Annotated in this window: 10 protein-coding genes; 1 reads left to right on the top strand and 9 read right to left on the bottom strand. The window is 43.9% G+C overall.

What is annotated here, in order from left to right; all coding sequences use genetic code 11:
• Positions 1–24 precede the first annotated feature (24 nt).
• From HMPREF9010_RS15025 to HMPREF9010_RS15055, 7 genes are all read right to left on the bottom strand, one after another.
• On the bottom strand, positions 25–684 hold the full coding sequence (locus HMPREF9010_RS15025) for a LuxR C-terminal-related transcriptional regulator (RefSeq protein WP_004319560.1): 660 nt from the start codon (positions 682–684) through the stop codon (positions 25–27).
• An 89-nt stretch (positions 685–773) separates the two neighbouring features.
• Positions 774–1,364: a DUF4251 domain-containing protein gene (locus HMPREF9010_RS15030; RefSeq protein WP_004305931.1), complete on the bottom strand. Its 591-nt coding sequence runs from the start codon at positions 1,362–1,364 to the stop codon at positions 774–776.
• A gap of 67 nt (positions 1,365–1,431) precedes the next feature.
• Positions 1,432–2,859, bottom strand: a complete 1,428-nt coding sequence (gene nhaC / locus HMPREF9010_RS15035; protein ID WP_004296953.1) for a Na+/H+ antiporter NhaC — start codon at positions 2,857–2,859, stop codon at positions 1,432–1,434.
• A 156-nt stretch (positions 2,860–3,015) separates the two neighbouring features.
• On the bottom strand, positions 3,016–3,450 hold the full coding sequence (locus HMPREF9010_RS15040; RefSeq protein ID WP_004305936.1) for a hypothetical protein: 435 nt from the start codon (positions 3,448–3,450) through the stop codon (positions 3,016–3,018).
• A 46-nt stretch (positions 3,451–3,496) separates the two neighbouring features.
• The gene (locus HMPREF9010_RS15045) at positions 3,497–4,672 is read right to left on the bottom strand and encodes an MFS transporter (RefSeq protein WP_008648399.1); all 1,176 of its coding nucleotides are present in this window, start codon (positions 4,670–4,672) and stop codon (positions 3,497–3,499) included.
• Positions 4,673–4,698: 26 nt separating this feature from the next.
• On the bottom strand, positions 4,699–7,107 hold the full coding sequence (gene pbpC / locus HMPREF9010_RS15050) for a penicillin-binding protein 1C (RefSeq protein ID WP_008648397.1): 2,409 nt from the start codon (positions 7,105–7,107) through the stop codon (positions 4,699–4,701).
• A gap of 144 nt (positions 7,108–7,251) precedes the next feature.
• The gene (locus tag HMPREF9010_RS15055; protein WP_008648394.1) at positions 7,252–12,882 is read right to left on the bottom strand and encodes an alpha-2-macroglobulin family protein; all 5,631 of its coding nucleotides are present in this window, start codon (positions 12,880–12,882) and stop codon (positions 7,252–7,254) included.
• A gap of 99 nt (positions 12,883–12,981) precedes the next feature.
• Here HMPREF9010_RS15055 and HMPREF9010_RS15060 point away from each other — a divergent pair, with 99 nt between their 5' ends.
• Positions 12,982–13,383: an FKBP-type peptidyl-prolyl cis-trans isomerase gene (locus HMPREF9010_RS15060; RefSeq protein ID WP_004296948.1), complete on the top strand. Its 402-nt coding sequence runs from the start codon at positions 12,982–12,984 to the stop codon at positions 13,381–13,383.
• 31 nt (positions 13,384–13,414) lie between these two features.
• Here the strand turns inward: HMPREF9010_RS15060 and HMPREF9010_RS15065 are convergent, their stop codons facing one another.
• Complete coding sequence (locus tag HMPREF9010_RS15065) at positions 13,415–13,801, bottom strand: LytTR family transcriptional regulator DNA-binding domain-containing protein (protein WP_004296947.1); 387 nt, start codon at positions 13,799–13,801, stop codon at positions 13,415–13,417.
• A gap of 170 nt (positions 13,802–13,971) precedes the next feature.
• On the bottom strand, positions 13,972–14,347 hold a 376-nt coding region (locus tag HMPREF9010_RS15070), incomplete at its 5' end, for a transposase (RefSeq protein ID WP_198139067.1).

The raw sequence follows: 14,347 nt of genomic DNA, 5'->3' as shown, positions 1-14,347 counted from the left end.
GGTAGAGGTTAGTGAATAGCGGTGTCAGATATAGTATTCGGCTAAATCCACAATCCCTGCTCTCATCGCATATTTAGTAGCCTCGTGCACATTATTCACTCCCAATTTACGAAAGATATTTTTACGATGGCTGTTGATCGTATGGAAACTAAGATTTTTCTCTGCGGCAATCTCTTTCGTTGTTTTCCCTAATGCAATTTCTTTTAGGATATTCTTTTCTGTCTGCGTCAGCAAATGGTCGTCCATGCTTGACGCTGCCAGCGGAGAAGAAGTTCCCGAAAGCAGCAGATTGCTGACATGATTGCAAATATACCTTTGTTTGCGGGTGGCGCATTGAATGGCAGTCATGATTTCTTCTTTTGAGTTATCTTTCATCACTACCCCGAAAGCCATGCTGCTGAATAATACCTGACGGAGAAAGTTCAGGCTTAGTTCGTCAGAGAATAGAATCCAGTCGGCTTCCTTGAATCTTTCCTGCAGGACAATCAATTCATCTGCCCCCGCAAAATTGAACAAGGTGTAATCCAGGATAATCACTGCTTGCGGATACAATCGTAGCTGCTGAATCAGTTCAGCTTTGTTGTCAGCTTCTAAAAGAAGGGATACCTCCTTTTGTTTACTCAACAGGAACATCATTCCTGCCTTACTGATATCCTGATTGTCTGCAATGATAAATTCTCTCATAAGCCATACTGAATAAAAAAAACTCCGCTACAAATGTACGCATTTTGCGTGATTTGTAGCGGAGTTATGATAAGATTCTTGTATCCGGATTACCAGGAACGTCCCTTGAAGATATTTGACTGGTCAAGCGGAACGATATTTCCGTTCAATGTCAGGTTGTTATTGCTGAAGTTCGGGCTGATACTAACCGAAGCTGTATTGTTTCCACTGCTCATATTAATAAATACTTGAGCGGAGATGCCGATACCCTGAACACTGAATGAACAGTTCACATTTCCTTTTTTGTCGATATTCATCTTCATATCCGAAGAATTACCATCTACTGTCACACCACCGATTCCGTTAGGACCTGGGTAAGGAGTGTTGAAAGCAGTCTGTACGGTAGCTCTGTTGCCGTTCATCAGGACGAAGTTGGTGTTTGAAGTAACAAAAGCACTCATACCGTTGCGGAAGACAACCTGATTAGCTTCCAATACAAATTGCTTGTTTTTCAAAGCCTGTACAGCTTGTTGATAGGCTGCCATGTCCTGCACCTCTTCTTCGGCACGGAGTTTCGCTCTCTCTGCATCTCTTTGAGCTTTTCTTTCTGCGCGGCGTGCTGCTGCGTTACTTTCTTGTGCATACATCATTGTGCTTGCACTCACTAATACTAATGCTACTAATGCAATAAACTTTTTCATAACTTTTTTTTGTTTAGGTTTAATATGTTGTTCGTTTATTGCAAAAACAAAGTGTATGCCAGATTGTTCACGAACGTCGTGCAATTTTATATCCGATGGCTGCCACGGTGATACTCATTAAAGGACTGATAATGTTGAAAAAACAATAAGGGAGATACACAAGTGTGGGTACACTCAAGATAGTGGCTTGAGTCATTCCACAGCTGTTCCACGGGATCAATACGGATGTAACGGTTACTGCATCTTCCGTGGTACGGCTTAGTAAGCAACTTTCATACCCTTTCTTGGCATAAATATCGCGAAACATATTTCCCGTCAGAATAATACTGATATATTGATCGGCAGTGGTCAGATTAAGAAACAGACCGGAACAAACCGTCGCACTGACCACGCTGACTGTTTTCTTCATAAAGCGCACAAAGATGGAAGTGATACTTCCCACCATGCCGCTTGCTGTCATTGCTCCGCCGAAACACATGGCACATAGTATCAACCAAATCGTATTCATCATTCCTGACATGCCACGTGTGGCAATTAAATCTGTCAGAACGGCATTATCCGTGTGTAAATTTGTCTCTCCGTAGATAGTCATCATTAGTCCTTTAAACAGTGAATCGAATCCGGAAGCGGCAATTCCTGAAATTTCTTCCAACAAATCCGGCTGAAAGATCAAAGCAAAAACAGCAGCCAGCAGGGTAGACAGGAACAGCGTAACGATAGACGGCACTTTCTTCGCTATCAATATCCCGGTTGCTACGGGAACTATCAGTAGCCACGGAGTGATATGAAACTTTTCATTCAGAGCTGTTGCCACTTCTGCGATGTGTTGTGTATTGTTGGCATCATGAGAGAATCCTGCTACGGTGAAAATAATTAGCGTAATGACAAGAGATGGAACCGTAGTAATCATCATATAACGGATGTGACGGAACAAGGGAGTGTCTGTGATAGAAGAGGCCAGGATGGTGGTTTCGGATAAAGGAGATATTTTATCTCCGAAGTATGCTCCTGAAATAATGGCTCCGGCAATCCAACCGTCTTCAAAACCTTGCGCCTTTCCGATACCCATCAGGGCGATACCGATGGTAGCAATGGTAGTCCACGAACTTCCGGTCATAACGGAAATCAATGCGCAGATGATGCAGGTAGATGCCAGGAAGAAACTGGGATGGATAATTTGCATCCCGTAGTAGATTAGCGTAGGCACTACTCCACTAATCATCCAGATCCCGCTCAACGCACCGATTATCAATAGAATAATAATGGCTGTTGCCACTCCGGCAATATTGTTGGTGATGGCGAGCTCATAATCTTTCCAGGGAATTTTATAGAACACCATACCGATAAGGATACAAATAGCTGTAGTGGTGAGTAGTGACACTTGGCTTCCGCCGCTTAGGGCATCACTGCCAAATGTGCGGATAGTGGCAAACAATAATAACACCAGTACAATGATCGGTATCAATGATACAATGGGAGAGGGGGCTTTCTTCATGTTGATTCTTATAACCTTTTATTTGTTTTCCGGCTACTGTTTTGTTTATGGCCGCGCAAAGATACAACAAAAAAGAATGAAATCTTTTGCTTCAAAACGTCAGGCAATAAAAATTATTATAAGTTTGTATTTGATTGGAATATGTATAAGACCGGCTTAATTAGCGAAAGTCTTACGCCTTATCCACCAGTAACGGATGAAAAGTACCCCTGTCAGGATGAGGGCAATGGATAATCCGGTATAGAAAACAGAAATGAACGTTTCGGGCAGAAGATGGAAGCTACGTATAGTAATTCCCAGAGAAATCATGAAGATCATTGTAATCCAGCTTTTCACATCGAAAAAGGAGAACGGGCAATTTTTGTGTTCTTTCTTTTGTTCGATTCGTTGGGTATGTTTATAATAAAGTCTTCTGAACACCAGAACGAAGAATAACAAGAAAACGACGGTGGCTTCTCCTATTTTGAACATCCAATCTTGGGAGGTGTTTAACCAGGTTACAATTCCTATTCGCAGAATATTCGCACCGGCTATAATCCAGACGGTGCCGGCTGTGATAAGTAAGATTTGTCTGTTAACTCCGTATTTCATTGGCTTTTTTATTGTAATAAACGGTTTGACCGTCCGTTTTGTTGACTCACTTCTTGTAGAAAGTCGTAATTAATAAAGAAATTCCGGTTAAAACGACTCCGGTACCGATAACTCCGTGCCAACCATACAGTTGCCAAAAGCTGCCCGCCAGAAATGTTCCCATTGAACCGCCAATAAAGTAAGTAGTCATGAAAACTGTATTGATACGGTTCGAAGCGCGCGGGTCTAGTTCGAAGATACTTGTTTGGTTGCTAAGTTGGATGCATTGCATCCCTATGTCAATGATGATGATTCCGGCAATGATACCAATAAAAGTGTTTTCACCGATGAAGAACAGTAACCAGGCAAAGAGAATCAATCCGCAACCGATAAAGTTAAAGCGGCGTACACCTACTTGCTTTACGTATCTTCCTACGAAAGAAGCGGTCAATGCTCCGGCCACTCCGCAAAGTCCCAGCATACCGATTACGTCGCTGTTGGCGAAGAACGGGGCTTGTCCCATTTTAAAAGCCAGACAGGACCACATGGCGAGGAGGGAACCGAAATTCAGTGCCGCCCGGATCGAATAAATGCGCAGTTGCGGGTATTCTTTCACTAAGGCTAACAGAGATTTCATCAGGCCGCTATACTTTCCCTGAAAGTTGGTCTGAATGTCAGGAAGGATTTTTAATACAACGATTGCGCAGATAAACATCATGCCTGCAGCGATGTGATACATTTCCCGCCAGCCAATCAGTTCACCGATAAATCCGCTGACGACACGTGAAGCCAGAATGCCGGTCAATAGTCCTGATAAGACAATCCCTACATTTCTGCCTTTATTTTCCGGACGGGAGAACTGGGCGGCTATCGGAATGAATATTTGTGGAATCATCGAACAAACTCCCGTGAGGAATGAAGCGATAAGTATCAAATGAAAATTGTGCGTCAGGGCGATAGTCAATAGAGAGAATATCAGAACGGTGAAGTTGACCAGAATGATTTTCTTACGCTGATATAAATCTCCCAGAGGGGTGATAAACAACAATCCTGCCGCATAGCCTATTTGCGTGACCATGGCAATCAGGTTAGTTCTGAACTCTGATATGCCAAGTTCATGGCGTATCATATTTAATAGAGGTTGAATATAATAGATGTTGGCTACCGAGACACCGGCCACAATAGCAAGTGTCCAGAGGATAGATGCCGGTAGTCCACCGTTTTCTTTTAATGGCTGTTTCATGCGGCAAAGATAATAAAATAAGATGTTTATTCGATGAAGAAAGTGGTGGAAACTGTGTTACCTTCTCCGTCTACTGCCGTCAGGGAATGTTTGCCGGGAGCAGGTTGCAGGGAAATTTTGTGGAAATCCTGTGTCTGTGTCTGATAGGTGTCGTCGAGATGCCAGAAGATAGTGGCATTGGGATTGCTGTGTGCCAGTTCCACCGTGATAAAGCCTTTGCTGCCATCCAGTTGCTTGGGCAGCTTGATGTGGGCGTTCATCGGAGGGTAGATGAACTGCATGGGTTGGAAAGAATCTTCTCCGCAGCCGGCTTTGAAAGGTGGCAGCGGTTTATATTCCGGATGGTGTTGTTTATAGTACCATTCCCATACGGGCGGCAGGGCAAACCATGATTTCTGAATGGTAGGTTCCGTGTTTGCACAGTTTTCATAGATGCGGTGGCTTTCGTCGGCGGATAGTGTGACGAGATGATGGTAAGGACAAGCCTCCGTCCGTAATCCGACAGGAAGGATCAGTACGGTATCGGTTTCTTCACAGAAACGTCCTTTCAGATGACCGGATTGACGGCATATTTCTGCATCAACGAAAATTCCTTTGGGACGTTCGAACCAGGGTGAAGATGGGAGATAATTGAATATATCGAATAATACGGGACCGGCTGTCTGTGCACCGACCAATCCGGGTTTTCCTTCTCCGGTTGCATTTCCTACCCATACGCCTACTGCATAGCGGGGAGTCACGCCAACGGCCCAGGCGTCACGGAATCCGTAACTCGTTCCGGTCTTCCATGCGATAGTCTGCATTGAGGGGATTGATTTCCAGTCAATTTCTTCAGGGCGGTTGACTTCTGTTAAGGCGGAAAGGGTGAGCCAGGCCGCTCCTGCAGAAATGACTCCTTCTGATATATCCTTTCTCGAAGTTGTTTTTCTTGAAATGGTTTTTCCTGAAGTAACTTTTCTTGAACCATCTCTTTCCGAAACTGTCTTTTCTTCTGTTCCCAGTAGTATCTGCACTTCCTTTTCTTGGGGAAGGTCGTTGGAATGACTGTTGGAGAGGCTTCGTCCCATTTGTGCATAAGCATTCGTCACATCCCATAAAGTAGCTTCGGCACCTCCTAAAATGAGTGATAATCCATAATGGGAGGCTGATCGGTTGATAGTCTTGAACCCCATTTGTTGCAGCATGTGATGAAATTTGGGTACTCCATATCTTTGTAACATGGTGACAGCCGGGATATTCAATGAGCGGGCAAGAGCTTCGGAAGCGGGGACGGCTCCTTCAAACTGCAGGCTGAAGTTTTGTGGAGTAAAGCCATTGATATTAACGGGTACGTCCGGTAACAGCATTTGCGGTAATAGACTTCCCTCCTGTAGCATGGCACCATAGAGAAAGGGTTTTAAAATACTGCCTGTACTTCTGGGAGCTTGAATCACGTCTACTTGATTCCCCCCTTGCTTACGGTCGAAATGTACATTTCCGCAGTATGCTACCACTTGATTGGTGGGAATGTCTATAATTAGGATAGCCAGGTTACGGATATCACTTCGATTAAATTCATTGCTCCACCGTTCCGCCAAACTCTCTATATGGGTTTGTATTCCTTTATCGATGGTTGAGCGGGTATATAATCCGTTTCTTTCTTGATAAAAGCGGGTAACCAGGTGGGGGGCTATTTGAGGAAGAGGATGTGGTTCGTCGGGTAACGGTTCGCTGATAGCCAGTTCATAGGTGGACGCATCAATAATCTCTTCTTCAAAAAGTTGTTTCAATAAACGGTTGCGTTTGGAAAGAAGTGTTTTTCGTCCTTTGGATAGATGAATCATGGCGGGGGCATTGGGCAGGACAGCCAGCATGGCTGATTCCGCCCATGATAAATCTTCGGCAGAATGACCGAAGTAACGCCAGGCAGCAGCATCCAGTCCTACCACATTTCCTCCGAATGGTGCATGAGAGACATACATGGATAAGATTTCCTCTTTGGAAGTCCGGAACTCCAAACGGGTAGCCCAGATCATTTCAATGACTTTCTCTCCGATAGTTCTGGGTTTGTTTCGGGCGAGACGGATGGTTTGCATGGTAAGGGTACTACCTCCGCTTACAACACGTTTATTCTTTAAATTCTGATAGAGTGCCCTTCCGGTAGATAACGGATTAACTCCCCAATGGTGGTAAAAGTGTTTATCTTCAAAGGTAATAAGGCATTGCTTGATTTTCTCGGGTGTTGTCTTTCGGGGAGGAAACCGCCATTGACCATCCGAAGCGATACGTGCTCCCAGTAATTCTTCGTTTCGATCAGTCACAACGGTGGAGTAGGGTACATGAAATAGTTGCCGGGGAAGGCAAAAGATGTATCCTATCGTCAAAAGGGTAATGCTTATTGTCATTACTTTCTTAGTGACGGATAATCGTTTGAAGAATTTATATATCGGGTTCATTTAAATGTTAAAAGCTAAGAGACATATCTTTTTGAAACATGATTAGGGAAGAAATAATTAGGCACGGATTACACGGATTACACGGATTTCACGGTTCTACTCGTTAACCAAAACCGCGTAATCCGTGTAATCCGTGCCTAAAATTTATCGACTGACAGTTGTTCTTCCCGCTTTGCTGCGTGCCTGTACGTTTACATCATACATTGCTTCACATTGAACGGCAGGAAGAATAAAGTTACCTGCATAAGTCGCTTGCAGTCTGACAGTGAATACTTTCGTTTCACCACGACGCAAATTGAAATAAGTCAATACTCTGTCATCGCGTATATCCAGATAATTATATTTGCTGACGGACTTACCGGAACCGTCGGCTGCTACGCTTTCCGTTTCGGGGGCAACCATTCTTTCGTTGTATATTTCCCAACCGGACGGTATGATATGCGTCAGTGCCAGATTGGTGTAGTCGGAAGTTCCGCTAATATTGGATATGGAGGTGATAGCCATAAAGTCAGTTCCCTGTATAATATCATTGACAGAGATCGGTGTACCGTTCAGGTTGGCATATCTTATATCCATGCGAAGATTGTCGCTGATGGCCGGTAATGTATCGTTCAACAACTGTGTGCGTGTGATAAGGTCTACGCTAAGCGCTCCTTTTCCTTGATTCTTCACAGCAATCATACCGGATTTGGGAGTGGTGGCGATTTCCTTTTCAAACACAGCTTTAGCCGATTTCACGGCAGGTTGTTGTTTGTCGTTCCATGTCCATACGAAATCCAATGTGCCTGACAGCTTTTCAGCCAGACGTCCCATTGCCATAAGAGCAAAAGCGGTGGATTGTGTACTGAACCACTCCTCTTGTGACAGATTCTTAGAAACGACTTTTGCCTGCTGTAAAGCATCCCGTTCCCGGTTCATCAGGATCAGTGTTTCCAGAATCATAGCTTCATCACGGTCGGAGGAACCGTAAATCTGATTCATGGAAGAGTAGGGGCTTACTGTTGTTTCCGCATTATACACCAGTTCTTCAGTCGGTTTCATCTTTCCGGTCAGTGCATAGGTTGCTGCCAGTCTCCATTTAGCCTGAATGGATAATCCTGCCTGTTCTTTCATCCGGTTCATGGCCCCATATTCCGGTGCTCCTGCCAATGCAAGCGTATATAAACGGAAAGCCTGTTGCAATTCCGACTGCCATTGTTGCCAGCCGCTTGCATCCTGCGGCATCCGCCAGTTCTGTGCGGCAGCACGTTGGAAACGCTTCCACTTGTTCAGTACATTCGAATGAACGGCGTATCCTTTTTCTTGTGCCAGTGTCAGGAACATTCCTGCATAAGAACTGATCCATTCGTCGGCAACAGCATTTCCCGGCCAATATACAAATCCGCCATTGGGGAGTTGACGACCATAAATCTGCCGGATAGCTTCCTGTACATTTGTCTTTATCTTTTCGGCTTCTATCTTATCTATTGTTTTGAATTGGCCGACAAACAGAAGAGGCAAAGCCTTGGAAGTCAACTGTTCTGTACAATGATGCTGATAGTTGTATAAGAAGTCGAACCGGCGGCTGATATCAACCGAAGGTATGCGTGATACTTCCAGCTTTATCTGGTTATTTGCAGAAGAACTGCTTAGATTGTATGAAAGTTCTTTGCTTTGTCCGGCTTCTACCCATTGGCTGTTGCGCAGGGTTACTACCGGATTCGGGTTGCGTACTTCTATTTCAATGGTTTCTTTAGTTTGTTGTCCGCCACCATTGGCTGTCAGATGGATGGTAGCCTTTCCTGTTTTACTACCTGTTTTTAAGGTAAAGAACACGAGCTGGTCATCCGGTTGGCTAAATTTGAGCGACTGTTGATTGGCCCCTACAATCTGTACTCCTCCACCGGACGCCTGAAGTGATACGGTTACATTCTTCACTTGATTTTCCATCGCAAAGATATTTACCGGAACGGTGATTTCTTCCTGAATACTAAGCACACGGGGCAAGGTGGACAACATCATTAACGGAGTCCGCACGAAAGCCGTTTTTTCCGCATTGCCGTACGCTCCCTCTTGTCCGGCAACCACCATGGCACGTACCGAACCTACATACATCGGAAGTTTCAGCGTATGCGTCTGGCTCTTACCTTTTCCCAGATAGAAAGGACCTATAAACTTGACTACCGGTTTGAAGCGGTTTGCTTTTGCATCGGCAGGTTTTAATGTGGCGTCTCCACCCGTACTGAAAAGTGAACTGTAACTTCCGGCGGAAGCTCCCAATACATTATCATACATATCCCATGTCCGGATGCCGAGTGCTTCGCGTGAATAGAAATCATTCCATGGGTCCGGGGTTTTGAAATTGGTAAGATCCAGCAAACCGTCGTCTACAATAGCTAATGTATAAGTCATCGGTTTTCCGGTCTTTTCGCTGACGGTCACATTGAAGTTGGTTTCCGGGCGTAACACTTCCGGCATCTGTATCTGCGGTTGCAACACCGTCTGACTGTTAGTCACGAATACCGGAACGACGCCATACATACGGATAGGCAGGTCATTGACTGTTTGTGCGTGAGGCTGTAACAGACTGATATGCAGATATACATTCGGAGTCATCTCCGGTGTAATCTTGAATGTATATTTCGTATCTCCTCCGTTGGAAACCTCTATCCATTCTTGTCGTAATACGGTAGAACCGTTTTCTATGGATACCAGTGCACGTCCTCCCGCTGCTGCAGGAATGATTGCTGTGGCTGTTTCTCCTATTTCATAAGAATCTTTGTTTAGCGAGAAAGCAAGCATCTTGATACCGCTGGGATCAGTCTTGCTCGAACGTCCCCGCCATTCCGGCCAGTCAACATAAACTGTACCTCCGGTGGCATGTCCACTCTCTTTATCTTTCACGTAAACCAGGTAGCGTCCCCATGACGGATAATCGATACGGAATTTGAAAGATGCTTTTCCGCCTCTTGTCTGTAAATTGCCGCTGGCAACAGGAGTGATGGAACTGTTGTTGATATACGTTCCGAAAGATTCACCACTGTTTTCCCACCACCAACTCCAGCCGATGCGGTATATTTTGTATTCCAGATTAGAACTGTTCACTAACTGTCCCTGCGTGTTTACAGTTACAATATCGAATACATGATCTTTGTCAGTTTCAATATATTTGCCTTTTGGCTGGTTTAGATTGATACCGACATAAGAGGTGAATGGTGAGAATGGAATTGTTTGAGTGTAGATGCTGGCATCTCCTCCCGGTTCGAACACGCGGGTGGTGAAAGTGGCGTTCAGCATACCCGGCGCTTCCGTTGCGGTCGGAACTTTCAGCATGACATTTGCTTTTCCTTCTGCATCCAGTGTGCCGTCAAATATATCTGTTTTGATAGTCGTGAAATCCGTAGCCGGATTGTTAAAGATATATTGTCCGTAATTCTTAAACTGTGTATTCACTTTCGATAAAGACATTTCTACTTTGGCTTTCAGTTTGGAGGCAGTTGCTCCTGTCAGCCAGGTTGAAGTGAGTGGGGCATAGAAATCCTTGTCCGTGGCTTGAAGAACCTTCGGCAATGCCAGATTTATTTTCAAGCGGTTGGGCTTTATGGTTTCGATACGCAGACCTTTGTGGAAGGTGGTTCCTCCCACCTTAATATACGCATTCCAAAGTCCGGTCGGGTCTGTTGCCTGTGTCGGAACGTCGAATGTATAGAATCCGTTCATTCCTTGTGTTGAAATCATTTTCGTGTAGAACTGTCCTCTCGGATTGTAAATCTCCAGTGCTACGGGGTGCTTGTCGGGGATTCTCTTTTCGCGGTCTTCCAATATAAAGGAAATGTGCAGCGTGTCTCCCGGGCGCCATACCCCTCTTTCGCCATATATAAATCCTTTCAGTCCCTTTTGAATATCTTTTCCTCCCACGTCGAATCTGCTGACCGACTGTTCTTCACCGTCCACAACGCGGACGTACGCCTTTTGTTTGTCCGATTCTGCCACGATAATGAAAGGCACACCGTTCGGAGTGATTTCAACGAATCCTTCTCCATTGGTTTCTCCTTTCCCTATGGGTTGTAACTGGAAGTTATACGCTGTTACCTGTGCTTTCCCTATCGGTTTTGTATCCAAAATATTACTAACGGCAATCCACAGTTTATTCAGTGAGTTCCGTTTTACAATCATTCCCAGATTGGAAGCAAAAACGTTGCAGGCAGCTGCCCGGTCTGAATCCATATAATAAGACGGGTGGCAGGGATTGTCACGTTCCGTCCATCGGTACACACTCCAGTCCATTGTTCCTCCGTTGTAATAATAGTAGGCTTCGGGAGTATTCCAGATTGCTTCATCTTCTTCGGACAAGACACTTCCACTTACTTTGGTCAGCCCGTCGGAGGTGCTGCTGTCGGCGAATTTCATATCCTGATTCTCGCCTCCTCCACAAGGATAAGCGGAGTATTCCTGACGGAATGAAAGTATCACACGATAGATGGCACCCGGTTCCTGATGGATTAATCCGGCAAGGTCTATCGAGTAATCTCCCCAATGATGAATGTCTTTGGAAGCATCTTTGGCAAGCCATAACGTTTTCTTGTAAACCAGTCTTCCCGAACGGCGTAGCTCATTGGCCGAGGCCAGTGAATTGGTTTGCATAAACATCAATACATTGTTCTCGAAAATGCGGATCACGCTCAAATCCACAGCATACAGGTTGACAGCCCTGAAAGGAATAATCAGACTTTTCGAATCGGGCAGGATAGCGGCGGTAGTAGACATTTCCACTTGTGGTTTCAGACTTACTTCACTGAATGAGATCGTATGAGAAGTTCCCAACGCTTTACCTTGACTGTCTTTGACTCCTTCATGGATATTCAACGTCAGTTTGTTCTGTGTGTTTGCTTCGAAATAGATAAAAACTCTGTTCTCACTGATTTGGAAGATTGATGAGGAGATTTCCGGGATCTCAATCAGTCCTTTTAAATCTTGAGTGGTGGATAAGGGAGCGGAGAAAACAATCTCGATTCCATTTTCCGGTTGGTCGATGCGTTCGGCAGACATGAAACGGAAACAATCTTTCGCCGGTATCAGTACTTCTTCGCTTTGTTTACGGTCGATGCCGGCTGCGTTGCCGTTGGCTGTGATAGTCAAGGGGTAATCATCGGCTTCTCTGGGGATTTGTCTGATACTAAACAAATACCGGGTATGATTGTCGGTTGCGGTGACTTCCACCGGATAACTCTTTTTTCCGTCACTGGCAGTCAGCATCTTTTCTACCTCTTCCTTTTTCACTACGTCGCTGAAACGTATCTCTCCTTTAATATTTATTTCATTCGGTTGGGTAGCTGTAATCGGCAATGATTCCAGTTGCAGGGTGAAGTTACGTTCCTGTACACGGAATGAGAAGTTGAACTCTTTCAGCTTTTTGTCCACTTCGATGAAGTCTCCGAGCCGGAAAGTTCCTTCGTAAAGTGTTCCCGGTTTCAGCGCTCCTTCTTCGGGCACAAATTCAATGGTGTTGTTGCTAACCCAATATGCTTTTCCTTTTAATGAAGGTGAGAAACTGAACGGATTGCTTTTTAACTCATTGTTCATATCCACCATGGGTTGGTCGTGGGTCAGTTCTATACGTATGGTCGAATTTTGCGAGATGACTCCTCCCGTATACGCATTTACATACGGTGCATAATCGGCAGAAGGAATGATGTCTTTTTGAGTGCGTGTGCATGAATATAGGCCCACAGTCATCATGATAAGTAAGAATAGTCCGGTAGCACTGATGCTACGTGTAGTCTTTGTTTGTCCCATAGTGAGAAGTTTTTTATAGTTCAACAAACAAATATACAGTTTTTATGCTAAATCCTTTGTTATTCTGATTATTTTTGCAAGTTCTTAATCAATTTATTTATGGGGAAAAAGAAAGAATACAAAGAGGCCAATCGGCGATTTTTGAAAAAACTATCTTTTCAGGAAGGTGTTTTCGCGTTGCCGTGTGGAATCTATTACAAAGTTTTGGAAACTGGCGAAAGTACGATTTCTCCGGGTGCACGGAGCATTGTTACCGTGCATTACAAAGGAAGTCTGATTGATGGCCAGGTGTTTGATAATTCTTATGAGCGTACTTGTCCCGATGCCCTACGTCTTAGTGATGTAATAGAAGGGTGGCAGGTGGCACTTCAGAAAATGCATGTTGGTGATAAATGGATTATTTATATTCCTTATGCAATGGGATACGGTATCAAATCTTTTGATTCTATTCCTGCCTACTCGACATTGATCTTCGAAGTGGAATTGCTTGGTGTTGCATAGAGCATAAAGCATAAAGATGAGCTATATACAATCAGATACATGGATATTTTTCTTTTAGCTTTTTCATAAAAGACTTGCTTACTTGTAAAAGTTCCATCTCATTAAATGGAGGAAGCAATATGCAATTGTTGTCTTCAATCGAAACCAGATAGCTTATATTGATAATGTGTGACTGGCTAATCTGGATAAGATAGGGATGCAGACTCAATATCTTTTGTGAGTTTGTATTTCTTTTGAGTGCCAGGGTATGATTATTATTTAATACGGCTTCCCATAGTTTACTCTTGGAGTTATACCGGAAATAGCCAATCTGTTCTAAATGGATTAGTTGCAAGTTTCCAGTAATGGTAGTATATAAAAAGATCTTTTCTTCTTGATGTTTTTCTGTGTCGGTGTGATTACAATTGTCAATATTCATATTCTATTTATCTTAGTATTCGATTAATCTGTTGATGATGCCAACGTCGTAGTTTTATTTTGCATCAAAAGTAACGGATTGCTTTTAGCTATAAAAATAAAAAGTGTCTCATTCCTGAAATGAGACACTTTTTTACTATTGGTTCTTCGTCAAATTTGGTGGTACTTCTTCTATTGTGAATAAATAATCTTCGCTCTCAGTAGTTTAATTCCTGCCCTATTGTACATCTGTCTTTTTACCGCTTTAATTTTATTCACTGTCCCCTCCAGTAATCCGTTACTGAAGGGGATATCAATAGCTGCCTGTACTGCCTCCCAGTCTTTTTCAATACCATATGCAAAGTTCGTCAGTGCCATATTCCGTGTTGCCTTCGCTTTTTCAATCCACTTTCTAATATCCTTATCATAAGTGTTCCCATTAATCATATCTCTGAAATTCTGACACACGCTTAAAAGTTCTTTAATCTGCGGTGAGGACTTATACAGTTCCGCTAGTTTAGGATTATCCGATTCTCCCTTTACGTAATGTATTTGTCGTATCTGATTC

This window comes from Bacteroides sp. 3_1_23 (assembly GCF_000162555.1).
Classification (GTDB): domain Bacteria; phylum Bacteroidota; class Bacteroidia; order Bacteroidales; family Bacteroidaceae; genus Bacteroides; species Bacteroides ovatus.
This window is presented reverse-complemented; position numbering and strand designations above follow the sequence as displayed.

Excerpts from the sequence above, each read along its gene's own strand:
- HMPREF9010_RS15025 (WP_004319560.1), bottom strand. The coding sequence starts at position 684 with ATGAGAGAATTTATCATTGCAGACAATCAGGATATCAGTAAGGCAGGA.
- HMPREF9010_RS15030 (WP_004305931.1), bottom strand. The coding sequence starts at position 1,364 with ATGAAAAAGTTTATTGCATTAGTAGCATTAGTATTAGTGAGTGCAAGC.
- nhaC (WP_004296953.1), bottom strand. The coding sequence starts at position 2,859 with ATGAAGAAAGCCCCCTCTCCCATTGTATCATTGATACCGATCATTGTA.
- HMPREF9010_RS15040 (WP_004305936.1), bottom strand. The coding sequence starts at position 3,450 with ATGAAATACGGAGTTAACAGACAAATCTTACTTATCACAGCCGGCACC.
- HMPREF9010_RS15045 (WP_008648399.1), bottom strand. The coding sequence starts at position 4,672 with ATGAAACAGCCATTAAAAGAAAACGGTGGACTACCGGCATCTATCCTC.
- pbpC (WP_008648397.1), bottom strand. The coding sequence starts at position 7,107 with ATGAACCCGATATATAAATTCTTCAAACGATTATCCGTCACTAAGAAA.
- HMPREF9010_RS15055 (WP_008648394.1), bottom strand. The coding sequence starts at position 12,882 with ATGGGACAAACAAAGACTACACGTAGCATCAGTGCTACCGGACTATTC.
- HMPREF9010_RS15060 (WP_004296948.1), top strand. The coding sequence starts at position 12,982 with ATGGGGAAAAAGAAAGAATACAAAGAGGCCAATCGGCGATTTTTGAAA.
- HMPREF9010_RS15065 (WP_004296947.1), bottom strand. The coding sequence starts at position 13,801 with ATGAATATTGACAATTGTAATCACACCGACACAGAAAAACATCAAGAA.